The organism is Aeromonas sp. D3, from assembly GCF_027705025.1.
Taxonomy (GTDB): Bacteria; Pseudomonadota; Gammaproteobacteria; order Enterobacterales; family Aeromonadaceae; genus Aeromonas; species Aeromonas salmonicida.
Genome location: NZ_JAPDBE010000005.1, coordinates 110,146 through 134,116, shown reverse-complemented (window position 1 = coordinate 134,116; position 23,971 = coordinate 110,146). Strand labels below are relative to the sequence as shown.

At 52.5% G+C, this 23,971-nt stretch carries 23 protein-coding genes, 1 tRNA gene and 2 pseudogenes; 12 read left to right on the top strand and 14 right to left on the bottom strand.

Annotated features, from left to right (window positions below; all coding sequences use genetic code 11):
- The first annotated feature begins 154 nt into the window (after positions 1-154).
- Positions 155-244 (top strand) — tRNA-Ser (locus tag OKC28_RS05425).
- A gap of 1,211 nt (positions 245-1,455) precedes the next feature.
- On the opposite strand, the gene OKC28_RS05420 is transcribed toward OKC28_RS05425, so the two are convergent.
- The 11 genes from OKC28_RS05420 to OKC28_RS05370 all read right to left on the bottom strand — a co-directional run bounded on the left by OKC28_RS05420 (position 1,456) and on the right by OKC28_RS05370 (position 8,917).
- A complete protein-coding gene (locus OKC28_RS05420; protein WP_270687999.1) occupies positions 1,456-2,358 on the bottom strand; it encodes a hypothetical protein in 903 nt (300 codons plus the stop codon).
- Positions 2,342-2,779 (bottom strand): hypothetical protein, encoded by a 438-nt coding sequence (locus OKC28_RS05415; RefSeq protein ID WP_270687997.1) that lies wholly within the window; start codon positions 2,777-2,779, stop codon positions 2,342-2,344. Before OKC28_RS05415 ends, OKC28_RS05420 begins: the two co-directional genes overlap by 17 nt.
- A 480-nt stretch (positions 2,780-3,259) precedes the next feature.
- The gene (locus tag OKC28_RS05410; RefSeq protein WP_270687995.1) at positions 3,260-4,600 is read right to left on the bottom strand and encodes a YagK/YfjJ domain-containing protein; all 1,341 of its coding nucleotides are present in this window, start codon (positions 4,598-4,600) and stop codon (positions 3,260-3,262) included.
- A gap of 224 nt (positions 4,601-4,824) precedes the next feature.
- Positions 4,825-5,184 (bottom strand): hypothetical protein, encoded by a 360-nt coding sequence (locus OKC28_RS05405; RefSeq protein WP_270687993.1) that lies wholly within the window; start codon positions 5,182-5,184, stop codon positions 4,825-4,827.
- 14 nt (positions 5,185-5,198) lie between these two features.
- Positions 5,199-5,453: a hypothetical protein gene (locus OKC28_RS05400; RefSeq protein ID WP_270687991.1), complete on the bottom strand. Its 255-nt coding sequence runs from the start codon at positions 5,451-5,453 to the stop codon at positions 5,199-5,201.
- The gene (locus OKC28_RS05395) at positions 5,450-5,608 is read right to left on the bottom strand and encodes a hypothetical protein (protein ID WP_270687989.1); all 159 of its coding nucleotides are present in this window, start codon (positions 5,606-5,608) and stop codon (positions 5,450-5,452) included. Before OKC28_RS05395 ends, OKC28_RS05400 begins: the two co-directional genes overlap by 4 nt.
- Positions 5,605-5,772 carry a host cell division inhibitor Icd-like protein gene (locus tag OKC28_RS05390; RefSeq protein ID WP_270687987.1) on the bottom strand — a complete coding sequence of 56 codons (168 nt, stop codon included), beginning with the start codon at positions 5,770-5,772 and terminating at the stop codon, positions 5,605-5,607. Before OKC28_RS05390 ends, OKC28_RS05395 begins: the two co-directional genes overlap by 4 nt.
- 365 nt (positions 5,773-6,137) lie before the next feature.
- Positions 6,138-6,908 carry an antA/AntB antirepressor family protein gene (locus tag OKC28_RS05385; RefSeq protein WP_270687986.1) on the bottom strand — a complete coding sequence of 257 codons (771 nt, stop codon included), beginning with the start codon at positions 6,906-6,908 and terminating at the stop codon, positions 6,138-6,140.
- A gap of 12 nt (positions 6,909-6,920) precedes the next feature.
- A complete protein-coding gene (locus OKC28_RS05380; protein WP_270687983.1) occupies positions 6,921-7,271 on the bottom strand; it encodes a helix-turn-helix domain-containing protein in 351 nt (116 codons plus the stop codon).
- A 9-nt stretch (positions 7,272-7,280) separates the two neighbouring features.
- Positions 7,281-7,481 carry a helix-turn-helix transcriptional regulator gene (locus OKC28_RS05375; RefSeq protein WP_270687981.1) on the bottom strand — a complete coding sequence of 67 codons (201 nt, stop codon included), beginning with the start codon at positions 7,479-7,481 and terminating at the stop codon, positions 7,281-7,283.
- 218 nt (positions 7,482-7,699) lie between these two features.
- Positions 7,700-8,917 carry a tyrosine-type recombinase/integrase gene (locus OKC28_RS05370; protein WP_270687979.1) on the bottom strand — a complete coding sequence of 406 codons (1,218 nt, stop codon included), beginning with the start codon at positions 8,915-8,917 and terminating at the stop codon, positions 7,700-7,702.
- 682 nt (positions 8,918-9,599) lie between these two features.
- On the opposite strand from OKC28_RS05370, the gene OKC28_RS05365 reads away from it, so the two are divergent.
- A complete protein-coding gene (locus OKC28_RS05365) occupies positions 9,600-10,952 on the top strand; it encodes a tyrosine-type recombinase/integrase (RefSeq protein WP_270687977.1) in 1,353 nt (450 codons plus the stop codon).
- A gap of 372 nt (positions 10,953-11,324) precedes the next feature.
- On the opposite strand, the gene OKC28_RS05360 is transcribed toward OKC28_RS05365, so the two are convergent.
- The gene (locus OKC28_RS05360; protein WP_270687975.1) at positions 11,325-12,953 is read right to left on the bottom strand and encodes a hypothetical protein; all 1,629 of its coding nucleotides are present in this window, start codon (positions 12,951-12,953) and stop codon (positions 11,325-11,327) included.
- Between the two features lie 339 nt (positions 12,954-13,292).
- Here OKC28_RS05360 and OKC28_RS05355 point away from each other — a divergent pair, with 339 nt between their 5' ends.
- The 5 genes and pseudogenes from OKC28_RS05355 to OKC28_RS05335 all read left to right on the top strand — a co-directional run.
- Positions 13,293-13,508, top strand: coding sequence for a helix-turn-helix transcriptional regulator (locus OKC28_RS05355; RefSeq protein ID WP_270687973.1), 216 nt, complete (start codon positions 13,293-13,295; stop codon positions 13,506-13,508).
- A 375-nt stretch (positions 13,509-13,883) separates the two neighbouring features.
- Positions 13,884-14,777: a YagK/YfjJ domain-containing protein gene (locus OKC28_RS05350; protein WP_270687970.1), complete on the top strand. Its 894-nt coding sequence runs from the start codon at positions 13,884-13,886 to the stop codon at positions 14,775-14,777.
- Positions 14,778-15,030: 253 nt separating this feature from the next.
- Positions 15,031-16,938, top strand: a complete 1,908-nt coding sequence (locus tag OKC28_RS05345; protein WP_270687968.1) for a hypothetical protein — start codon at positions 15,031-15,033, stop codon at positions 16,936-16,938.
- 4 nt (positions 16,939-16,942) lie between these two features.
- A complete protein-coding gene (locus OKC28_RS05340; protein WP_270687966.1) occupies positions 16,943-17,404 on the top strand; it encodes a hypothetical protein in 462 nt (153 codons plus the stop codon).
- Positions 17,405-17,458: 54 nt separating this feature from the next.
- A pseudogene (locus tag OKC28_RS05335) lies at positions 17,459-17,898 on the top strand (DDE-type integrase/transposase/recombinase); the annotation flags it as partial.
- Between the two features lie 16 nt (positions 17,899-17,914).
- On the opposite strand, the gene OKC28_RS05330 reads toward OKC28_RS05335, so the two are convergent.
- Complete coding sequence (locus OKC28_RS05330) at positions 17,915-19,210, bottom strand: methyl-accepting chemotaxis protein (protein ID WP_171268796.1); 1,296 nt, start codon at positions 19,208-19,210, stop codon at positions 17,915-17,917.
- A gap of 587 nt (positions 19,211-19,797) precedes the next feature.
- Here OKC28_RS05330 and OKC28_RS05325 point away from each other — a divergent pair.
- The 3 genes from OKC28_RS05325 to OKC28_RS05315 are packed head-to-tail and all read left to right on the top strand — an operon-like array spanning position 19,798 to position 22,162.
- On the top strand, positions 19,798-20,022 hold the full coding sequence (locus OKC28_RS05325) for a type I phosphomannose isomerase catalytic subunit (RefSeq protein ID WP_320205440.1): 225 nt from the start codon (positions 19,798-19,800) through the stop codon (positions 20,020-20,022).
- Positions 20,019-20,231 carry a type I phosphomannose isomerase catalytic subunit gene (locus OKC28_RS05320; RefSeq protein WP_265328522.1) on the top strand — a complete coding sequence of 71 codons (213 nt, stop codon included), beginning with the start codon at positions 20,019-20,021 and terminating at the stop codon, positions 20,229-20,231. The genes OKC28_RS05325 and OKC28_RS05320 overlap by 4 nt, the downstream gene beginning before the upstream one ends.
- A 59-nt stretch (positions 20,232-20,290) precedes the next feature.
- Complete coding sequence (locus OKC28_RS05315) at positions 20,291-22,162, top strand: methyl-accepting chemotaxis protein (RefSeq protein ID WP_270687963.1); 1,872 nt, start codon at positions 20,291-20,293, stop codon at positions 22,160-22,162.
- Positions 22,163-22,303: 141 nt separating this feature from the next.
- Here OKC28_RS05315 and OKC28_RS05310 read toward each other — a convergent pair.
- Positions 22,304-22,474 (bottom strand): annotated as a pseudogene (locus tag OKC28_RS05310) (IS481 family transposase); the annotation flags it as partial.
- 115 nt (positions 22,475-22,589) lie between these two features.
- Here OKC28_RS05310 and OKC28_RS05305 point away from each other — a divergent pair.
- Positions 22,590-22,922: a hypothetical protein gene (locus tag OKC28_RS05305; RefSeq protein ID WP_106552072.1), complete on the top strand. Its 333-nt coding sequence runs from the start codon at positions 22,590-22,592 to the stop codon at positions 22,920-22,922.
- Between the two features lie 94 nt (positions 22,923-23,016).
- Positions 23,017-23,967: a DUF932 domain-containing protein gene (locus tag OKC28_RS05300; protein ID WP_270687958.1), complete on the top strand. Its 951-nt coding sequence runs from the start codon at positions 23,017-23,019 to the stop codon at positions 23,965-23,967.
- Positions 23,968-23,971: the final 4 nt, after the last annotated feature.

Sequence of the window (23,971 nt, the reverse complement as noted above, 5' to 3'; positions counted from 1 at the left end):
ACCAACGCTTTGTGCCTGCGTGTCGTGCCTCGGGCCATCACAGCAGTCATGGTAACAAGCGCAGTAGCATTGTCTTTTTTATCGACAGTCATTTGATCTTTAAAGAGATTCAAGTTGATTTATCAGACCTGGTCCGGTAAAAATTAAGTCCCGTGGAGAGATGCCGGAGTGGCCGAACGGGATTGACTCGAAATCAATTGTGGCAGCAATGCCACCCAGGGTTCGAATCCCTGTCTCTCCGCCATTTACGTCCTTAAAACCCGCGCCAGTAGCGGGTTTGTTATTTCATTATTTAGCTAGCCCATACTTCAGCCCATACTTGTGCTAGGCCATGGCCTTCTCTTTTAGCCCAGAGCTTCACTGTATGTGCGCAGATGGCAAGGCCTGCCTATTACCCTCTGCCCCTTTCTCCATCTGTACTCGAGCCCTAAACCGTGGCCAGTTGCGCACGGTGCGCAGTAGTGACCAGAGACAAGACGCCATCCAGAAGGGAAGGGGTTCACCTGGTAGGCGCTGTGTTTTGCCTTGCCTGCCGTGGGGGTCACGAGCCGTTACGCCCTTTGGTTCGCCGGATTTGGCGCGGAGTTTGCGGCCAGTGCTGGCGCGGGGTATGGCGGGGGGCTGCCGGATTAAGCGCGGATTTAGGTTGGCCTTATGAAAAACCACCCTGGCTCTTTACGCACCGGGCTGCAATTGCCCTTAGGTTCAAGCGTGGGTGGTTCTGCCCCCATGGTACGCATAGCGCCGGCGTCCGTCAAAATGTCACCAGCACAGTGACCGTTCTGTCGTGGTTCCTCGGTCACTGTCAGAGAAACCATGACAGTTTGCCTGGTCGATGCCTAGATCCCGGTATTAACCCCATATCGGGGTCAATAACCCTAGGCTGGGGTTGTTTGGCATGAGTCAGGGCTGCTGTTGGTGGGGCGGATCTTCGGTAATCAACGCGGCATTGGTGGGCAGAAATGCCCCACTAGCGAGGCATTTTTGCCCCCTTATCCGGGTAGAACTACCCGCTTTCTCAGGCGCAATCAAAGGCCCGTTGAAGTGACGGGGCCTTGGGGTAAGAAGCGGGATTTCCCGTTTCTAAAACCGTGAAGGGGCGTGGCCTTTGGGGGTGGGAGTCTGGTTATCATCTGCCCCAACATCATCAACCTGAGTGGATGCCATGAGGTGGGAGAGATCCATCATCTCTATCGCTTTCTTGTTCGATTCGTGACGGCGGCGCATGTCCTGCCGAAGGTCATCGATCTCGGCTTCGGTCAGCATCCTTGGCGTGAATGGAGGTGGGGGTTTCTTCATGGTGCGAAGTGCTCTTATCGCAGAAAGGGTAGAGCCGCTTGGCTTCATGCTTCTGGGCTTCAATGACCCAAGGCGAACGTCCAAAACGGCTCTCGCGTGGTACGACCCAAGGGCTCCAATTGCCCAAGCGTGGTTCACCAGCCAGCACAGTATACCTCACCTGATCAGGTTATTCAGGATCGCCTCTACATCAGCGATCCTGTTGCCTTCCGTGTGGCTACTGGTCAACAGGTGCCTCAGTACGGCCTTTGCTTCATCACTACTTCTCGGCCTCAATTCTGCCAGCAGGCTGAATACAAAATCGTAGCGGGCGTATACCTCTTGGCGCTGATCCATGTATTTCCGATCGCTGGCATGGCGCAGCCGATAGAGGCCATCCCAGTAGTTCAGCTCCCAAAGGCAGTCCGCCAGGGTGTGCGGCATCAGCTCAGGTAGTGCCTTGAATCGTTCAGCGGCCTGGGTCTTGTCATATTCGAGTAGCCGATCCTGTTCAACGCTGCGCATCGCCTCGATACAGAACCACTCTGCTTTCGTCTCAGCCCATAGCTCGCCACCAAAGCGCCCTACCGCCTCTGCTTGGTTGGCTCGCTGCTCAATAGCTCTCTTGGCTAGAGCATCGAGGTTGGCGAGCCCGATACTTCCAAAGGTTGCGAAGGGATTGCCCGACGATCTGGCCAGCAGCCATTTACTGTACCGCTTTTCCAGCTCATCGAGGGGGGTGGCTATCCGCCCGGCGGCCTCTTTGGCTTGCTCAATGCGGGCCGGATCACCTATCTCTATCACTTGACGCAACCAGAGCACCGCATCAAGTTCCTTGTCCCCGGTGACGGCCTGTTGGGGTGGCAGTTCCTGAGCCGCTGGCAAGGTCTCCCCGCTGCTCTCTATGGGTGGCAGCGTGAACATGGCCCGCTGCCTTGGGTTGTCGGTGAAGAGGCCTGACCGACTGACGATAGTCTTAACCGTCCCCAAAGAGAGGCCAGCCAGAGAAGCCACCTCGCTCAGTGAATGGCGGCGGCGCAACTCGATCACCTGCTCCCGCTGTTCATCGGTTAATCGCATTGCGCCCCTCGCTGCTCTGGTTGTTTCCCCACAACTCAAAGGCGCGTGTCAGCCACTTTTCAAGATTGCCGTTTCGCACGTCGTCCGTGGTGACTTCAATCACATGCCATCCCAACAATGCTGCCTCGTTCATCTTGTGCCGATCATTGATGAAACCTTCCGCGCTAACATGGTGCCCGCCGGTGTATACCCCTCCGTGGATCTCGACGGCGATCATGTGGTCTGGCCAAGCATGATCAAAGCGCCACCGCCTAGTTGGGTGGAACACCAGCTCGCTGACGGACTCAGGAAATTTACTCAACCGATCGACAGTACCCTGTGCCAATTCGTCTGTTTGTTTCCTCACGCGCTTTTTGTGTGCCTCTATCTTGGCCTCTGCTCGTTGCTTATCTGTTGGCATTAGGTCGATTCTGCAAAACATGAAACCCCCTGTTGCATAAAAAGTGTGATCTTGATCGGCTGTTTGAGCTGTATATAAGAAAAAAATGGTGGTTACAGTGGTTACAGTGGTTACAGTGGTTACGTGGTTACAACTCCCCGCTAACCCTCACCACTGCTGGGTTTGTGCTGTAACCACTACCCCAAAAACTGTTGGTTACAGGTGGTTACAAGTCTTTTGAACGGTGGTTATAGGCCCTCGGTGTAACCACTGTAACCACGTTGTAACCACTGAATATTGACTAGGTGGTTACAGCTCTATCCCTTGTTACATAAGGCTTACAGCCCTGTTCAGTAGTCGTGTAACCACTGTAACCACTGATTTTGCATGTTCTTTCACGTGCGCGTATGAGGCAGGAAAGAAAAGGGCCACACTCGGTAGCCCTCTGTTCACCTCAACTTTTGGCGCTTTCGCCATGAGACCGCCCAACAAACAGCCCTTTTTTGCCCTAGGCATTGGAGGTCATGTTTTGATGGCTGCCTGCTTAAACCATGTGGCCACGGTATTGAATGGCACCTTCATCGATTCGGAGATCTCGGCGTAGCTCATACCCTCGGCCTTCATGGCAACGGCCCGCTCTCGCACCTCCCGGGCATACTTCGCCTGCTTGCGCTTGCCCAATCCCTCCAGCTCCTTCCAGTTGACTATGGTCTTAGGGCTTACTCCCAGCTCGGCGGCCACAGCCATAGTTCCAGCACCAGCACACAGAAGTTCGCGCGCCCTACGCCTCAGCTCCTTGCGACCTTCCCGCGTGGCATTGGCCTTAGCCTGCTTGACCAGATCCGGCGTACCTCTGTTCCACCGCCACGGCGTAACCCTGTCCACTTCCAAGGTGGCGGCCACCTCCTGCCGGGTTACACCATCGCGCAGCATGGCGATCCCCTTGGCCTTGGTAGCCTCCTGCTGCTTCTCCCGCAACATGTTGGAGTTTTCCAGTTCACCGGGGCGGGCGGCCTTCACGTAGGATCGGACTGTACTCGGGGCGATGCCAAGGCGCTTACCTACAGCCCTCAGCCCTCCCACCTTGCCCCACGATTGCGCAGCCACCACATCGAGCCCCATGGCTCGAAACTCCCCCACAGTCAGTCCCGCTTGACCTACTCGCATGAAGCTAAACATCGGAACGTGCCCCGGTACAACAGCCGGTGTCACCTTCACGATCTGGCCCTTCTTCTTGGCCCGCACCCGGACCGTTTCGCGCCCGGTGCTAAAGTCTTGCGCGTAGTCGGCCCGGTAGCCCTTACCCCTGATCTTAGTCAGGTAGGAAAGCCAGCGCGTCACCTCCGGCAGCGCCACACCCCCACGCCCTACCATCTGCCAATAGTTGTCACAGCGCCCCATGGTCCCGCCCATCTTGCCCCAGACCTTGGCGGCCAGCTTGTTGATTCCGATCCCCTGTTGAACCCGATCTCCGTCGAGAATCAAGGCCATATGGTAGTGGTGCGCCTTGGCCGTCTCCCGCTCACGCGCCCAGACGTACCCCGGCTTGTGGTCGTACTCGCGTCGGATCTGCTTGGTCATGGCCTCAATGAAGCGGGTGATCATGGCGTTGTCGTTGCCACCCTCTGGGTGGTGCAAGTCGATGCGGACAATCAGCACTCGCCCAAACTCGATCAGCTTGGCATCAACGTGCCGGATCATGCGCTTCATCCAATCCACCATTAGCGGCGAACGCTTTGGGCCTGTATTGAGCGGATACGATACCCCGTCAACCTCAAGCTCCCCCGCTTGCGTAGTATCCCCGGCAATCTTGCCCTGCTTCCGGCTTGTCCTCATCTGCCGCGCCTGGTGAATATCGCCCATGCAATCCCCTTAATGGCCACACGGTATCAGCCCTATAAATTCCTCTGAACTGCTATCAGGGGGAAAAGGGTATTAGTTCAATACCGCGCGGTTTTTGTAATTGGTAGTAACCATCGAATACCGCGCCAGCACAGACGGGGCGCGGCCTCCAGCAATTAGAGTTATTGCTCTTTTGGCGGTAATCGCATGGCGGTAATCGCAAACCGACACGCCGCCATTTTTGGTCATTGCGTCGCCCTCCCGGTCTGCTCCCTCGCCAGCTCTGCCAGCGGGTTTTTGCCCTCGTCCAGCATCTGCCGCACATCAGCGCAGAAGGCTTTGTTCATTTCGTCCAGCACCAGACTACCCAGCGGCGTTAACTCATCGCCAGCCAACATATGGCGCAGCATCAGCAAGGCGTCATCTCGCCCCTGCTTACCGCCGGCATGTTCCAAGTGAGCGCCCACAATGTTGTTGTGAATGGCTAACGTCAGCACCTCGGGATCCAATGGCAGGCGCACCCCCAGATGGTCAAAGTCACAGCCCCGCACCGCCAGATAAGCGAATGCCAGCCGCTCCACCAGCCCAGTGATCTCATCTTGCATTGCAACCCCCTGTTTCATTGGTCACCCCCGGTCAGTACGGCTACCAACTCATTGAACGCTCGGTCATCCAAACCAGCTTTCAGTTCGCGGGCCTGCTTGGCGGTGACGGCTATCGCTGCCCCCAGGGTCTGCCCAATGAACAGCCCCCTCTCCTTGCGACTGATGAAGGCACTCAGGCTGCCCACTTGTGACCGTTTCCCGCTGTGCGGGTTGTCTGGGCCTGTGAATGATGGCTCTGGGCCATGCTGCGCCCATGCGAAGTAGGTCATGCGGCCACCTCCTGACGGATACCGGCCTCAACTCGGATTGCGCCCAACAAGGCACCAAAGTGCGCCCTTTCCTGGATGGTCAGGTCAGTTTGCTCAAGGGTGTCGGTCAGTTGTTCAAGCAGTGCATTCATGCTGGATTGATTAGTCGGGTTCATACGGCATCCCTCCCACTCGGCGTGCGGGACAGGAACACCAACGGCAGGCCAGCCAGAGCAGAACGGGCTTGAGCCTCGGTGTCGGCTACGGCGGAAATGGTGCGGATACGGCGCAGATCTGCCAAACGGCAAGCGCTCGAGGTAATCAGGAAGGTGAAGATCATGGGAATAGTCCTTGGTTTGGGTAGACCAAGGCGGATCGGGTAGCCGCAAAGCAGTGCCAAACCAAGGAAGGCACAGTGGGGGCGTTTTCTTTGGCTCCCGACCCATGCCCCCAAAACTGGATAGATCTCCGGCAGGGAGCCGAAGATGGGGGAAGAGGTGCGAATTGTCCTTGGTTTAGTCACAGCCTGCGGGTGCTTAATCCGCCAGCCATGCCGCCACTTGCTTAAGGTGGCAACAGACTGGATCGTACCTCGTTGGACGTGATGAGACAAGTCAATCGCAGGAATTGGCAGGCGTCGGAATATTGACGGTTGGTGAGTGACGTTGCTGTCAGTGCCTGTACCTGTGGTGGTAGTGTCTCCCATCATGCCCGGCCCCCTCGCTCAATCTGGATCGCTAGCATGGCAGCCAGGCGTGCTTTACGTTCGGCAAAGGGCATCCCGGCATCCAGTAGCGTGGTATTACTGCGTTCCAGGTAGGCGATCAGCCCAAGCTGGTAGCTGCTCATGTGCTGGCGCACCTCACGGGTGACACCCTGCTTTTCAGCCCAGCGTTTGGCATCCATCCCCAGCACCAGCCGGTTGAGCATGTTGGCCTCGTTGCCATAGTGACGGGCCAGGGTCTCTTTGCCCTGCTCGGTGCGGTGCTGCTGCAATGCCCGGCACATGATGGCGTGATAGTCCTTGCTTGCTGCTCGTTCCGCTTGCCAGCGCTCCAGAGCCAACCGCTGCTGTTCCGGTGCCACCTCAACAAGGCGGCGCTCGCAGTCGATGAAGTAACGCCTGACCCGGCGGCCCTCGTCGTTGCGCTCGATCATTGCCAGCTCTTTGGCTGTGCTGATGGTTAAGGCGTATTCCTTTTGGGGGCGACCACCTTTGGGGTTTTCGCCAAATTTGGCGAAAACTATGTAGTCCACACCCTCGACAAAACCGTACTCATCAACCCGGTCTTTGATCCAGTTTGAGAAGTCACGGCCCACCTTCAGGTTGCTGTGAAGCTCGCGGGCGTTGACGGTCTGGATCAGCTCCCCGCCGATGGTGTTCTCATGCAGTGGCAGCAACTCAGCCAGGGTAGGGTGGCTGTTTTTGGGCATGGCTCCGCCCTGGGCGTGACGCCCATTGATGTGATTGTTCATGAATACCTCGGGTTAAGCGGCTGGCGGAAGGTTGTCAGGGGTGAAGTCGGGGCTTGGCCACTCTGGATTTTTCAGAACATAGAGGGCAACCTTGCGTCGCTCGTTACCGCGGAACATGATCGCATTTTGGAGCACTGTCTCGATGTTGAAACCCTGCTCACGAAGCTCATGGATACGGCTTGCGGCCTCTGGTATTGCATGATCAGCTGTCAGACTCAGGCTCAAGGTTGGGCCTCGGCGCAATATACTCAGCACCAGCGCCCTCTGTCCGGTGACTATCGGGGCTGTGCGGTTGGTGTTAACATCGCTGCGGGTAATTGGGGTCGTACAGTTTTTCTGTACGGCCTTTTCTTTTTCGGTCATGTCGCCCCCTTATGCCGCATTCGCGCTACAGCTTTCAAGCCAACTAACCACATCCATCTGACGCCACGCCACTCGCTGGGGGCCTAGTCTGACGGGTTTTGGGAAGCTGCCTTTTGCAATCATGGCGTAAATGGTGCTCCGGGATAGGCTGGTGATTTCCTCAACTTGCTTGCGGCGAAGCAGGGTTACTTGGCTCAACTCGATTGCCATTGTTTGGTCTCCTGATACGAAAAAACCCGCACAATGGCGGGTTACGGGTAGGGGTTGCTCTCTACTGGCGTCGTTTTCTGGGTGGGAACCTCCAAAACAAAAACCCGGCGCGAGGGCCGGGTCTGGAAACGAAAAAGGCCAGAGTCGTGAAACTCTGGCCATGTTGGGGAGATTTTGTGCCAAGACCAATTAAGAGTCAATAGGCTCGGTGTAGACCATCACGCAATTTTGATCACAGACCCACCGGTTTCATCTGCTACATACTGCCCCCATAGATCCATCAGTCCACGCCTCTTGTCCAAAATGTCCCCGCGCCAATAGGCAGCCTCTGCCCCTTGGGCTACCACATGAGCAAGGCACATCTCACAAATCTCCCTTGGGTAGCTGGTGCGCTCGGCGGCCCAATCACGGAAAGAAGATCTGAACCCGTGTACCGTGAACGCGCTCCCCCCATGTCGTCGCATACACATAGTTAGCGCCATGTCTGACATTGGACGACCTGATCTTTGTCCAGGAAAAACGTAGAGTGACCCCTGAAGCCGCGGCAGGCTTTCAAGCAGGGAGACGGCACGCTTGCTAAGTGGTACCCGGTGCTCCCTGCCAGCCTTCATCCTTCCGGCAGGTATCACCCATTCTTGCCGCTCCAGATCGATTTCGTCCCATGTGGCCTCTAGAACCTCACTGGTTCGCCCGGCGGTGAGAATAAGCAGCTCAAGTGCCCGGCTACTCATACCACCTGCTTGCGAGATCTGATTGACGAAAGTGGCAACCTGTCGGAAAGGCATGGCGGCATGATGCTTCACCTTCGCTACCTTTGAGCGCTTGGGTAAAAGCGCGTCCATGTGGCCCTTCCATCTGGCCGGATTCTCGCCGGACGTAACCCCTCTAGCCTTTGCTGAATCCCATATAAGCTCGACGCGGTTACGGACGCGCGACGCGGTTTCAGTCTTGGTCTGCCATATCGGCTGCAGAATTTTCAGTACGTGCTCGGTGGAGATCTCGCTGGGCTGTAACTTTCCAATTACTGGGTAGGCGTACTGCTCCAGGGTGTTACCCCATTGTTGGGCGTGCTTGGTGCTTTTCCATCCTGCTCGGTGAGCTTCAATGTACTGCGCTCCTAACTCGGCAAAAGTGATCGTCCGCCTTGCTTCATCTTCAGCGGCCTTGGATGCGGCTCGTCTCTCGCTAATCGGGTCGCCGCCTTGTTGAATTGCTCTTCGAGCCTCGAACGCAAGGGCTCTAGCCTCTGCCAAGCTGATACCCGGGTATGCCCCGAGTCCCATGTCTCGAAGTTTGCCGGTTTGGCGATACCGGAAGATCCAGGATGCACCACCACCTTTCCCAATCTTAAAGTAAAGACTGTCCCCATCGTTGGTCATGCCGGGCACTCTAGACTTACATAGACCCTCAACGGTGCGTGCTGTTAGTTTCCCCACTTTGTGTCCCCGCCTCAGCTAGTTCAACAGGTTAGGCGAGTGCTGATTATTTCAGCCCATACTGGAAACATAACTCGCCAGCCCATACTTCAGCCCATACTTTATCGCCGGATTTTGCGGGTGTCCATCGGAATGGCTCGGAATGGTTATGTTGTATCTGTAGGCTGTGCAAGGGGTTTTTCAGGTATGTGGCAGCATGGTAAGGAACTGGTGTTGGCGGACTGTCTCTCCGCCATTCAGTTGTCTAATGCAAGCCGACAAACATAAAAAGCCCGCATCGCTTCAAGCATTGCGGGCTTTTTGTTGCCTGTGTTGATCGGCGTTAGAGCTCTCTAGACTGACCTGATGGCATCAGATAGTCATCTTGTTCCCAATGGAGCACCCGGCGTCAACTGTGATGAAACATCTTCTGTGTCAGCCAAAAGCTATATAAGGGTTAACCTCATATGTGGTTAACCCTTATATATCTGGTGCCGGTAAGAGGAGTCGAACCCCCGACCTTCGCATTACGAAGTCAATAAACTCACGTTTAATCCTGTCTTGACAAATCCAACAAAAAATTACATTTCATTCAAATTCAACAGCTTGTGTGCAAACCAAATTCACTCTTGTCCAACTACATACAACCCTATACGATGCCAAATGTGGTACCCCATGTGGTACCCCAATACGAGGTTTTAGGATGATTTCTCAAGATCGACAAGTCGCGGCGGCAGAACTTAAAGAAGGCGCGACCGCAACCCGATTTGCTATCAGCTCTAAACATGGTAACGGGTTATCACTCGAGGTTCGTGCCGGTAAGCAAAAGCGCTTCGTGTATCGATTTAGGCTACTTGGCAAACAACAAACGATGGTCCTTGGGCTATACCCTGCGATGGGACTAGCTCAAGCTCGTGAGCGACATTGTGTGGCGGTGGGGCAAGTCAAACAGGGCATCGATCCCCGTCAGGTTGTTGCAGAAGCTAAACAAAAGAACGAACAGATGCTCATGCTTGATGAACTGTTTGAGCAATGGCTTAGCCACAAAGCCAGCGTAAAACGCCGTGATGGCGTTCGATCTGAAATTAGCCTTCGGACAGTCACTGACTATCGTCGAATTTATCAAACACACTTGCAAAAGGCCCTTGGTAAATATCGCATTTGCGATATCTCCATGGCTGTCCTCCACCATCACTATCAGAAGTTACAGAAGGTCTCTCTGGAAGGACTTCGCAAAGCAATGGGCATAATGAACCAGGTGATGGAAGAGGCTATGCGACGGCAGCTTATCGAGATGAGCCCCACGTTGGCGCTTAAACCCAAAGTTTACAATGCGACCCCCAATCCACCTCGAGAGCGATGGCTACCAATCTCTGAATTACGAGCCTTGTGGCATGCATTGGGGGAGGGGGTTGGAGGTGGTGGCGCTTTAGCTGCTGGTGGCCGTGGCATTGCTGCGACTTCTGTTCTTTCTGGAAGTGTCGCCAATGCAATTAAAATCGTCATATTAAGCGCGGTTCGTCGAGGTGAAGTCATATCGATGCAGTGGGCACACTTGGATGGTGATCGCTGGACGATTCCGGAAACCAAAAATGGGCGCCCGCATGTGGTGACCTTGTCGCCTTTGGCTCAGGAAATCATTTCAGAGCAGCGAATGATAACCTCCTCTACCAGTCCATATGTGTTCGAATCGACGACGAAGCTGGGTCATGCCATCACAGGTGACGCACTTATGCGCGCCCTTGACCGGCTACAGAAGCGTAAGCTGGCTGAACTTGAGCCTTTTAGCGTACACGACCTGCGGCGCAGTGTTGCAAACTGCTGTGGTATTGAACTTGGTGCAGGACCTCTAGAGATAGAGCATATGCTGAACCACCAGATCAGTGACAAACTCCTGCGAACTTATCAGGCGGGTGCTTTACGTAACCCTGAAAAACTGAGGAGTTTATTTCTTCGGTGGGGGGATATTGTGAAACATCAAATAGCCCAACATGAAGTAGAAAAATCACCTGATGTTATAGGGAACGTAATCCAAGGGACATTCGGTAAACGCTGAGTTTTCAGCTCGTTCAGACCCAAGAAGGAAGCGGCCATCGGCCGCTTCCTTCTATGAGCCAGGCTAGCCTGATATGCTACGCAGCTGATGGACATAAAGCTGATGCAGCGCCTTACCTGTCAGGTGGTCTGCTGCAGGTGATCCTGATAAACCTTCTGCCACTTAGAATACCCAGCAATATTGCCTCTGACCTGCCAGAAAGCACAGATGCTCTCGGCCAATTCTGCGGCCATGGCACAGTTTACCGAGAGCGGGTTGACATGGGCTGCGTGCCACCGAACTGACCTGCTGAATCAGCGTCGCCCCATGATGGATTCGTGGGCTCAGTCAGTTTGTATCAGGCGGTTTGCCCACTGAATAAGAAGGCAGCGGTCATTTGGCCGCTTCTTCTCGTTTTCCGAACCTTAAGTTATCGTCTAATGTTTGCAATGCTTTGGAGCTGGAACTTTCTGCTTCATCTACCTCTTCAGATGCTGGTAGTTCAGCAGAAGTAGGCGGTTGATGAGATTGAGACTCCTCAGGTGGGGCTCCTCTGGCTCCATTTTCACTCACGCTATCCAATAAAGTAGATGCATGTGGCGCATCTTGTATTTCATTATTTGAAAGCTGGGTCTTTTTATTCCAAGGCGAAGCTCTTCTGGAACTATTTTTTTTACGTGAATTTGAATCTTGTTTCTCATCAGCCTGATTGCTATTGATTTGATCAGGTTTCACACCCAAATTTGGACCGTATGAACGTGACGATCTTATACGCATTCTATATAGTAATTTGATAGCTTCTATGACTACATCAAACTTTTTCTTACCTAGCATTTTTTCTAAACTTTCTAGATTGTCCATGGTTTCAGAATCAACTTGTACATTTAGTTGAATTCTTTTACCTTTTTCCCTTTCCTTCTCTCTTTTCCCTAATGCCTTTTTTGACAGTGACATGATTTCTTTAACATCATGATGCTCTCGTGGCAAGAAGGACATCACCGTAGTTATAAATCCAAAATATTCCTTATCTTTCCCAGCTAAATGATATAACTCATGATACCATTTTCTATTTGAGTACCTATTGAATCTATTTTTAGACATGTAATCAAAAAACGAATGGCCATACTTTTCAACAAACTGCCTAACACTATTTTTTACACTTTCGACCTGAAGGCAAATACACTCTCTTGGTACAGAATGAATGATATCCAAGATATATTTCCTTCTGGCATCTTGTTGTTCTTTGTTGTAACAAATGCCGATAAGGAACATATCTATAAAAGCCTGCAACCTATTGATTAATTCATCTGTTCGCCTGGAAAATATATCCTTCCTGATAATTTCAACATAAAACGAAAATAGATCACCATATAAGAATCTCACACCAGATTCGCCAGTTGGCTTTGTCTTGCTAAATTCTGACATTAGCTTTACAGCTATTGCCGTAATTATATAATGAGAATACTCCATCACAGAGCGATCTCCGATCTTCAACACATTACAAAGAGAAATGCTTTTCTTGTTAAGTTCAACATCCATCAGGCTGACACAGCTTTTTAAAAAAATAGCTGCTCTTTCATTAGGATTATCTTCTGTACATTTTTCGAAATTATTCAGGTGAGTTGTTACCTCGCTTATGGTCTCATCATACTCCCCCAACTTGTTATAATACTCAAGGAAGATATTAAGTTGTTCAAAATCATACTGTATATTTTTGATTTTATGGACACTCAGGCTTTCCCTGTTCATTGCAACATTACGTAGAAAACAATATTTTACCTGCCACCTTTTTGATTGGTCTTCATCTATTTTTGAGTTATTTGAATATCGATATATCAAGTCAGCTGACATTAATGCACGATACTCATCGTAATTGACACTAACTCCACTATGAATAGTAACCCCGCGTTCCTTTATAATATTTATTAAAATTTCAGTCTTTGTATCGCCACTCCTCCTAAGGCCAACATCATCACCAACAAACCCAAAGTATAAAAAATTAAAAACCCTATTTAAATCCATACTGACACCAATTTCATTAAATGAAAAACACGCTCAAAAAAAACACCAAAAACCCACCTAGGTGGCACATGCACCTAGGTTCTAAAGCGTGCCATCAACAACCATTAAACATGGCTTAATTGATGCAGCCTACCATACCACCTCAGTCATGCAGCTACAAATCAAGCTGGCACTCTTCCAGCTGCTCTCAAACATCCTTTTTTACGCCTCTTTTCATAGTGTCGTCCTCATCCTAGCCATCTCCCACACTATACATCCCTGCTCAGGATGTCTAGAGCCAGTTTTTTTCAACCCCCAATCCCTTCTGATGAACGAAACCCATACCATCAGGAGTACACCATGAACACGTCCCCCAAAGTACTGCGCATCAAAGACGTTATCCAAAAGACCGGCCTTGCCCGCTCAACTATCTATGACCGTATCAGCAAGAAATCCCCTCGTTATGACCCAAATTTCCCAAAGCCACTTAAGTTGGGCTTGTCAGCTGTCGGCTGGTTTGAACATGAAATTGATGCTTGGTTTCAAGTACAAGCATCAATGAGGGGGTTTTATTGAACAGCTAAATTCTCCACAGGGTAGCATGAACACATGCCATCAATATAACTACATCTTGCCAAATTCATTATGATGCAGAGCTCCTACTGCAAGTAGGAAGTAAAGCTGACGTAGCAATAATTACCCTAAACATCATATGGATGACGTTAATATACCAATGCTCATCATGAATAACATAGCCCCCTCTCACTATTTCACTCAGCATATTGTACCTGTGACTCTGGCGATATGAATTCGTAGGAGGGGGAGCTTTATGTTATTTGAATTCATTCATCATTTGTAGTGACTAGATACATTAACCATTTAACATCTAAGTTAGCTACCTATACACACTCATGACCTATTCACTAAACACTCTTCAATGAGGGATTACTCATGTCTACAGATATCCTGCACTTCATTCATCAATTGGAAGTAAGATACCCATTATTCAGCATCCATGCTTTCCAAAAAGCAATGGATGCAGTTACCGAACATTACTATCACTACCGAGAGGCTAAATCAGCTCATCCTTCCGTTGAGCTGTTCCTGCAATCCTTCTATCGCTACCATGACCTTGATGTATACGATGAGTGTTTATCTACTGAAACACGTAATGAGCTTTTGACTGAGCTAAATGACGTTCTAAGTGATTTTATGCTTCAGCTGAAGTCACCACGTCATCAGAAGCAGTTACACAATCTAAAGCGTGCAGATAAGCGTAATAGCGATAGCATCCAGAAGTACATTAACGCTCTTTTTGCTCAGTATGCCAGATTACTGATAGTCAGAGTGGATGTTCACTTTAGTGATGACGTAACCCTAGAGGAGGCTCAAGAGGAACGAGAGTATTACTTGCGTACTATTAAGCGCAAGTTTACTAGATTAGTAGGCTATATCTGGAAGTTAGAATATGGCAAAAGTAGAGGCTATCACTATCACATCGCGTTTATATTCAATGGTAAATACTTGCAAAATGATATTAAGATTGGCCGTTTGCTGGGAGAGTGTTGGCATGCAGGTAGTTATTACAACTGCAATGCTAAGCGGTCTCAATATGAGGAATGGGGAACGGATGGTATCGGGATGATACATCGAAGTGATGACGAGAAGCGGCAGAAGCTATTTCAGTATGCCATGAAATATCTAGTCAAAATGGACGAGGCCGTGTTGGCTCAAACATGTGGACGCTCAAATAGGATGGGTAAAATGGAGGTGCCTCGCAGAAGAGGGTCCGGTGGGAGACCCAGGGCGATTCATGATGCCAACCCGGTGGAGATCCCGATGTAGCGCCACCGGGCAGCCTAGCTTGTGGGTCAACGATTGATGAATACAGCCCCCTCCCTTGGCTCGTCATCTATGAGCGCTTTGTTTCTCTGCTCGGTTAGGGGGCGTGCGTGATGGTGAGCACACTCATGTGGAAATGCATTGGTGTTTGTCATATGGGTACGCTAGGTTATACCCGGATTAACTTGGCCCCCGGGATGGGGCCGTATTTTTTACATTTGTTCGGGTGATAAAAATGAAAAAAAACGTGCTGAGTATGGCAGTGGCTTGTGTGTTGTCCGGTGTCATGTTGACCGCTTGCGGGGGCGGTGGTGACGATAGCGGGGGCGGCAGCAATGGTGGCAACAATGGCGGTGGCACCGACACCGGCAGCAAACCTCTTCACACCGCCGTCTTCCTGGATTCCGTCGTGGGTGGCCTCGACTATCGGTGCAACGATTACACCGGTGTCACCAATGCCAAGGGTGAATTCCTGTTTGATGATGGCGACACCTGCGAATTCGCATTGGGCAACCAACGCCTGGGGGCGGTGACCCTCAAGGCGGGCAACTCGCTGGTGACCCCTTACACCCTGGCGGGTGACGACAAGGAGAAAGCGATCCGCATTGCGGCATTGCTGCAGACGCTCGACAGCGACAGCAATCCGGAGAACGGCATCACCCTCGACAAGGCGCAGGTCGCGCAACTGGGGATCGTCGAACTGGGTAGCGATGACGCCTTCAACACCTCCCTGGTCGAGGCGCTGAAAACAGCGGGCCTCACCAAGGCCGTCGTCTCTCTGGCTGCGGCGAAAGCCCACCTCTCCGCCACCCTGGCTGGCGTCAATGGCCGCTCCGTGGCGGTCGACAAGCTGCTGAGCGATCTGCAGGGACTGACCGATCTGAAAAACCTGGACGTCGAGAGCAAGTTCAAGGAGTACAAGGAGACCCTGCAGGCCGAGACCGGCGAGAGTGGCAAGGTCGATCGCCAGATCGTGCTGGCCATGCTGACCATGCTGGAGGTGACCAACAACCCCGTGGTGGCTGAACGCCTGGGCTTCACCTCGTCCGCCATTGGCAGTGGTTACAGCACCAGCCTGGCCAAGGTGATGGATGTCATCATCCACACCCCCGGCACCGCCTCCGTGGCACTCGAAGGTGGCAAGGGATATACCCGTGACGTGGCCAAGCTGATGGGCGCCTATGCCGACAGCCTGGAAAACGTCGCGGCTGCCCTGGCCGATATCCAGGATCCGGATTACAGCGCCACCTATGGCGATGACGATACCGTCACCCTCAACCTCGACGGTGCCAAGGCACTGCGGGCGTCGGCGATGGCGATGGCATCGGCCCTCAATATCGCCGCCTCCTACCAGTACGGTCCGGACAGCGCCTATGTCACCCAGCAGGAAGAAGTGACCTTGCCGCGTATGCACATCAAGGACACCTGGGGCATGCAGCCGACCACCAACTATGAAGAGAGCAGCAGCACCTTCGAGACCCAGTTCAGTCAGCAGGAAATCGAGCCGGATGCGCTGGTGGCGCACGCCGATTTCTTCCGTTTGACCGACGATGCCAAGGCACGGTTGGCCAAGGCCAAGTCGCAGTTGAAGGATGCGGTGAGCCTCGCTCTGACCATCGATCAGAGCAAGCTGGACGAGTCGTTGACCCAGGATGAGATCGAGGCCAATGCCGCGACCCTCAAGGAGCTGGCGAACCACTTTGCAGGCACTGTGCCCACTATCCAGTGGGAAAGCGTCGAGACCCGATACGTCAATACCGGCATGGGCTGGCAGCCTCAAGAGGTGGGGGTGAAGTACAACATCAATGTGCTGCCGTTCTTCGATGAGATGCTGGATCGCAGTGACATGACCATCAAGGTGACCGGCGGCTGTGATGGCGCCGTGGGGGCGCGGGATGCCGAGCTGTCCAAGGCCATGGGAGAGCCCATGTGTCTCATCACGAGCGACGAGTTCAAGGCACTTGCCCAGAGCGATCGCGGCGCACTGAAGTACATCGGCTGGATGCAGGAAGATCAGGAGAGCCACACCGCCATCTATGCCAAGGGGGTGGGTTATGACTGGTCAACCCAGATGACACCGGTGGCCGGGTCGACCTTTGACAAGGTCTTCGTCTCCTGTACCGACCTGGATGACAACAAGGTCAGCTGTGCTGATCAGCTGTAAACCAGTGGGAGCGCTCCTGACGGGGGCGCTCCTGTTGTGGATGCCGGTGGCACAGGCTGCCGGCATGCTGACGCGCTACACCGATTATCGGGAGCGTGTCTTCGATCGTCAGGGTCAGTTGCAATATCAATTGACCACCCACGAATACTTACAGCGGATGCCCAGCGGGCGTCCGTCATTGTCCAGTCTGTTTGCGTTGCGAGAGATGCAACGAGCATCACTGCAGCTCAAGCAGGGCACCTTGATGGTGAATGACGTCATCGTGCGCTTCGAGCATGGGCATTATCAGGACGGCATGCTGATGATGGGGAACACGGAAGTGACCCTGCCTGAGGGCCGCATGCTGGCCGACTCTCTTCGATTTGATCCCGTCCATCATGTACTGGATGCTCCCCGCGCCCGGCTGCTCAGCTTTTCCGGTGAGGTTCTGGGCCAATACCGGGACTATCACCGCCCCCTTCGTTGACCCTGCAGAATGGTCTACGGCGCCTAAGACCGTGTGCATACTGATGGAGCCTGAATCGTCGCGGTACTCGACCTTCATACCCGGCGAGCCATGGGCTGGGCGATGTCTGACAAACCTGATGCAGAGCTGGCAATAAAAGCGCTCGATATGCCCTATCAGCAACGAGGTTGCCTATCAGGCGTGCTGTTTCACTCCGCTCAGGGCAGCCAATATGGCAGCCGTGCGTTTCGGCAGCGGCTGTGGCGCTATAGCATGACCCAGAGAATGAGTCGATGTGGCAACTGCTGGGATACGCCCCGATGGAGCGGTTGTTCAGGAGTCTGAAGACTGAGTGGCTCCCGACAACGTGATACGTGAGCCTGCGGGAAACGAAGCAGGATATCAGTTACTACCGGATGGATTACTACAACTGGCGGCGTCCACATCAATACAATGACGGGATGCCGCCAGCAAAAGCCGAGATTCGGCCTAACCAAGTGTCTGTATTAAGTTGACCACTACATCACTTGCTCAGATGGAGAGTGCCGAGACCGTCTGCGAGACCCGGCTCGCCTCCCGGTGGATGTCGCTCATCAGCTTGTCCACCTCGCTGATTTGCTGCTTGCCGAGTTCGGCGCTGCCCGCCACCCCGGCCATGTCGTCGGTCACCCTGGCGGTCAGCTCGCGGTTCTTCTGCACCACCTTGGCTATCTCGCCGGTGGAGAGGGAGGTGCGGGCCGCCAGTTGGCGCACTTCGTCGGCCACCACCGCAAAGCCCCGTCCCTGCTCCCCCGCCCGCGCCGCCTCGATGGCCGCGTTGAGGGCCAGCAGGTTGGTCTGATCGGCAATGGCACTGATGGTCGAGACGATGGCCTCGATGCTCCTGGACTGCTCGTTGAGCTGAGCTATGAGGGCGATGGCCTGATCCACCTGGGCGGCGATCAGAGAAGAGGTATCGACCACGGCGCGCAGCAGCTCGGCACCGGCCTCGGCGCTGCTCAAGGTCTCCTGCGCCGTGCTGTGGGCGAGGCGGGCCGCTTCCCGGGTGGCGTGGTTCTGCTCAATGCGGGCCGTGATGTCGCTGGCGAACTTGACGACCTTCACCACCTTGCCGTTCTGATCGCGAATAGGGTTATAGGTGGCCTCCAGCCAGACGGAATCCCCCCGGCTGTTGTGGCGCATGAAGAGGCCGGACTTGAACTGGCCACGGGCCAGCTCCTCCCAGAATGTGGGCTGCTCGCTCAGGAATACCTCGTCACAGAAGATCCTGTGATGCTTGCCCGCAATCTCGTTCAGGCGATAGCCCATGGCGTCGAGGAAGTTGGCGTTGGCACTGATGATCTCGCCGCTCGGGGTGAACTCTATCATGGCCCGGGAACGGTCCAGCGCCTGGGACAGCGCCTCCAGGTGTTGCAGCCGCTGATGCCGGGCCGTCACATCGCTGGCCATCTTCACTACCCGGGTCACCCTGCCCTGTGTCTTTACCGGGAAATAGCTCGCCTCGAGCCAGCGCGTCTCCCCCTGCCGGTTGACCCGCTCGAAGATGCCGGACTGCACCTCCCCCTGGGCGAGGCGGCGCCAGAACTGCTGATAGTCGGTGGAGCCGGTCCAGCCTTCGGGGCAGAGCAGGCGGTGGTGGTGCCCCAGCAGCTCGCTCGCGCCATACCCCATCAGGCTCAGGAAGGGCTCGCTGACCTCCAGGATCTCCCCGTCCGGGCTGAAGATGATGGTCGCGGCGCCGTCCTTGATCGCCTCGACGACACTCTGCTGCTCATCGAGCCGGGTCTGACAGGCCAGCAACTGCGCCTTGAGTTTGTGATTGAACATGACACTCCTACCTCGTTGACGATCCGGAGCGGCACCACAGCCTGACCCCAATGACTGTATCGGCACCGCCAGTCCCAATATGAGTATTTAGATGACTTTGGGCCATGGGGCGCGCAGTGCATAGAGGCACTTGGGGTGTCTAGGAAAGTAGGGGCGATTCATACGGATGGCATAAACTGGGGAGGATGTCAGCATTCGGGCACCGTAACGCGGAAAGCGCAGAGGTCAGGGCCAGTATTGAATGGCCCTTATTTGGAACACTTTGGGTATACGGCGGGTTCTTCTCCGATGTGGATCAACATATCTGTTATATTGGTAGCTTACCTAATTAACTTCATGATATGTAATAAGTTATCTGTGGGGTAACCAAACGACTGGCTATGCATACCAGTATTGATCTTCTGATTGGGGAGATAACACATCTATGATAACAGCTCTCGAACACCGCTGCCAAGTAATTCTAAAGATAACTTGCCCTGATATCTCGAAAGCTGTTTCTGAGAAATCAACGGGAAGCCGGTTGCCATCATCTCCGTTCATGATACATTTCTGTATGTTATCTAGTGAACGTATCGGGGTGCTTTATCATGAATCGCTTAACCGCATTACGGATGAAAAAACCTATACAAGGATACCGCTGGGGTAGTGCAGATGCCCTGACTCGGCCGTTTGGGATTAAAAACTCCGAAAGAAAGCCACAGGCTGAACTTTGGATGGGGTCTCATCCTAATGGATGCTCCCTCGTTGAGGTAGATGGCTTGGTAGTTAGACTGTCTGTTCTTATCGCCGGACGTTGGGGGAGCACACCATGAACAGCTTTGGTACCTTACCATTTCTGTTCAAGGTGCTATGTGCTGAGAAGGCCCTTTCCATTCAGGTGCATCCGAGCAAGACACAAGCAGAGGCTGGCTTCATGCGTGAAGAGGATATTGGGTTCTCCAAAGATGCACCCCATCGTAACTATCGCGATGACAACCACAAACCAGAGGCGTTTTCGACCTTATCTTGCCTTGGATGGTGACAAGCCGACATTTGGTGCTTAGGTCGATACATACCATAGAATACAAAGTGAGGTTGTTCATGATAAAGATGTCACTAAAGGATAAAATTCTAATATCGGTTGCTATGGCTTTGTTTGTTAGTGTTGCTGTACTGTCTTGGAGTAGTTACTCAGCGCAAAAAACCATTATTATTGATGATAGTAAAGAGCAAGCAGAACGTTTGGGAGAACAACAAGCAGAACAAATTAGTGATTGGCTTGTAGCTAGAATGGATGTTGTCAAAGCACTATCAACCAAGCTTGATGGCGATATCGTAAAATCTCTACAACAAGCAAAAGACTCTGGTCGGTTCTCTAGTACTTACTTCGGTACTCAAGAAGGTAAAATGTTTAACTATGACCCTACCGAAGATTATAGCAACTACGATCCGAGATCTCGCCCTTGGTATCAAGAAGCGAAAATGAAGAGTGGAGTGAGCGTCACAAAGCCTTATATGGACGTTACTGATGACGTCCTAGTTGTTACTATCGCGCAAGCTGTATCAACAGGCGTCGTAGCTGGAGATGTTTCTATAACTGATATGGTTGAAGACATTAAAAAAATGTCGTTGCCAGCTAATGGTTTCGCCATCCTTATGCATAAGGATGGCACAGTCATTGCGTATAAAGACGCATCAAAGATTATGCGGCCTGCCAATGAAATTTCTACGGACTTGACAGTGTCATATCTATCTTCAAAAAGTGATGATAGTCAGATGATTTCAGCCAGATTTGGGAGCGATGGCACAGAGAAACTAGTATGGTCAACCAACGTTCCTAATACTGATTGGGAGTTAGTAATTGTTCTAGATAAAGAGGCCTTAGAGGCTCCTCTTGATGAACTCATCTTGACACAAATGGGTCTATCTCTGGCTGTTATTATTGCTAGTATTTTGGCAATTTCTTGGCTGGTTAAAGTGCTGCTTAGCCCGTTGATCAAGGTTACCCATGCATTGGCGCATATTGCTGACGGAAATGGTGACTTAACTCAGCGTATCAAAATTGATACCCACGATGAGGTCGGGGAACTTGCGAACAGTTTTAACCGCTTTGTAGGAAGTCAGCATAAACTTATTTCTCATATTCGATCCTTGGCTAGCGAGTTAGATTCTGATGCAGAGCAAAGCCTAGCATCGAGTAATACAACGGTCAGCGAGCTCCAGCGTCAACAGCAAGAGGTCACGATGGTAGCCACGGCTGTCACCGAGATGGCCAGTGCAACCCAAGAAATTGCTAATAATGCGGAAAATACAGCTACTGCTGCACACCAGTCAACCAAAGGCAGTGAGGATGGTAAACGATTAGTAAATCAAACTCGTAAATCTATCAATGGTCTTGCACATGAAATTTGTGAAGCAACAGAGGTTATTAGCCAACTGAGTCGACATGCACAAGATATTTCAGGCATTCTTGCAACCATTCAAGGAATTGCAGAGCAAACCAATCTCTTGGCACTGAATGCCGCTATTGAAGCCGCTCGGGCTGGAGAACAGGGGCGAGGTTTTGCTGTTGTTGCAGATGAAGTTCGTGTTTTGTCTAAGCGGACTCAAGACTCAACGCTTGAAATTCATTCAACTATCGATACGTTACAGCAGACGACAGCGAAAGCTGTTGAGCTAATGCAGTGTAGTCAACGGCTTGCTGATAATAGCGTGAGTGATGCGGATTCTGCTGCTCAGGCACTTGAAGAAATAACCCAGGCCGTTAACTTGATTTCTGACATGGCAGGCCAAATTGCCACTGCTGCGGAGGAACAAAGTCAGGTTACAGGGGAGATCACCTTGAACACAACTGCTATTAAGGATGTAACCGATGATATCACTGTGTCGGCATTGCGAGATTTGGAGCAAGCAAAAGCACTAAAGAGTCGAGCTCAAGAATTAAAGGCTGAGGTGGCGACTTTCATCCTGTAGTGGTCTAATGATCCCTGACACCATGTTAGGTGGTACAGTCGCCACCATAATTGAGGTGTTGAATGACAAGATGACATCACTCATGTACTGTCTGTACAGATCTAGTTATCACCAGACACCGGCCTCAAACCGGTGTCTTGTTTAGGCTACTTTCGTGCGAGTGCGCACTTCCTTCGGTATCAATTTCAGACCCTTCTTGAACATGCTGTAGGGCGTTTGTCCTTCCATAATCCTGTCCTGATGTGGCCGCTGGGTGTTGTAGTGTTCCAGTTAGCTATCCAAGTCTATCTGCATTTGCCCCGCTGATTCATACGGTAGCATCAGACTCCAAGCTTGGCTTTATGTTCTGTTAATCTACAGTTTCATGTCAGGCTTGTTGAGTCTTACGGCGTATGTATGGCCTCAGTTGAGCATACCAGAAGGATTGATGGTGACCATGGAGGGTGCCCTTTCCTTGGTGCTTGGCGGTGTCGTCATGGTGTCTCTGATGATGGGTTGGAAATCAATTCGACTCATCACGAGTGTGCTGCTGTTAGTCATTGTCAGCTATAATATATTGCATAATTTTCTGGCAGGACCTGACGATCATTTATCCATACTAACTGGTCAGCATCGCCTCAACTCTGCTCCTGCCATCTACATAATACTCTTGGTGGCGGTCGCCCTTTTCGAAGTAAAAAGTCAATCTGGCCGCAGGTTTGGTATCTTCATCGGCGCGGCGGGAATATCTATCGGTATCATTACTATCTTATTTAGATAGATTTGCTCTAATCCATCAAATTTGAAACATATGTTATCTCCATGAACCTACCTCAGGGACTGCTTCGGCAGTCCCTTTTTCATTGGAGATCTCTATGGCTCATTTGATTGATTCCATGGCCTACACCGGCCAAACCCCTTGGCATGGCCTCGGCAATATCTTACCCCCACAACAGTCCCTTGATGTCTGGCTGCAAGCCGCCGGGATGAACTGGACCATCGAGCAAAGCGATGTGCTGTATCAGGGCGCGCCTGATAATCCCATCCTTCACACCTACCCCGACAGCAAGGTGCTCTACCGCTCCGATACCCTGGCACCGCTGTCGGTGGTCTCACAGCGCTACAACGTGGTACAGCCCCATGAGGTGCTGCACTTCTATCAAGATCTGGTAGAAGCGGGTGGTTTCGAGCTGGAGACCGCAGGCTCACTGAAAGGTGGTCGCAAACTCTGGGCTTTAGCCAAGACCGGCCGGGACCTAATGCTCAAGGGCGGTGACCTGGTGAAGTCCTATCTGCTGCTGGCGACCAGCTGTGATGGCACCCTCTGCACCACGGCGCAGTTCACCTCGGTGCGGGTGGTGTGCAACAACACCCTGCAGGTAGCGGTAGGGAACCAGACCGGCGCTATCAAGGTGCCACACTCAACCCAGTTCGACGCAACTGCCGTGAAACAGGCTCTGGGGCTTGGGGTAAGCCAGTGGGACCATTTCGGCCAGTACGCCAAAGAACTCAGCCAACGGCCTGTGGCCCCTCAAGAGGCACTGCGCTTTTTCAGTGACCTGCTTGCACAGCCTTTGGATGAGGAGAGCATTGTGCTCACCCGGTCTGTACAGCGTTTGTATGAGCTCTATCAAGGGGCTGGGATGGGGGCAGAACTGGCCAGCTCGCATAACACCGCGTGGGGGTTGGTCAATGCGGTGACCGAGTATGTCGATCACCATCGCCGCACCCGCAGCCAGGATCATCGGTTGGATTCCGCCTGGTTTGGCCAAGGGGCTCAACTCAAATCCCGTGCCCTGGCGCAAGCCATCACTCTGCTGCAGTAGGAGA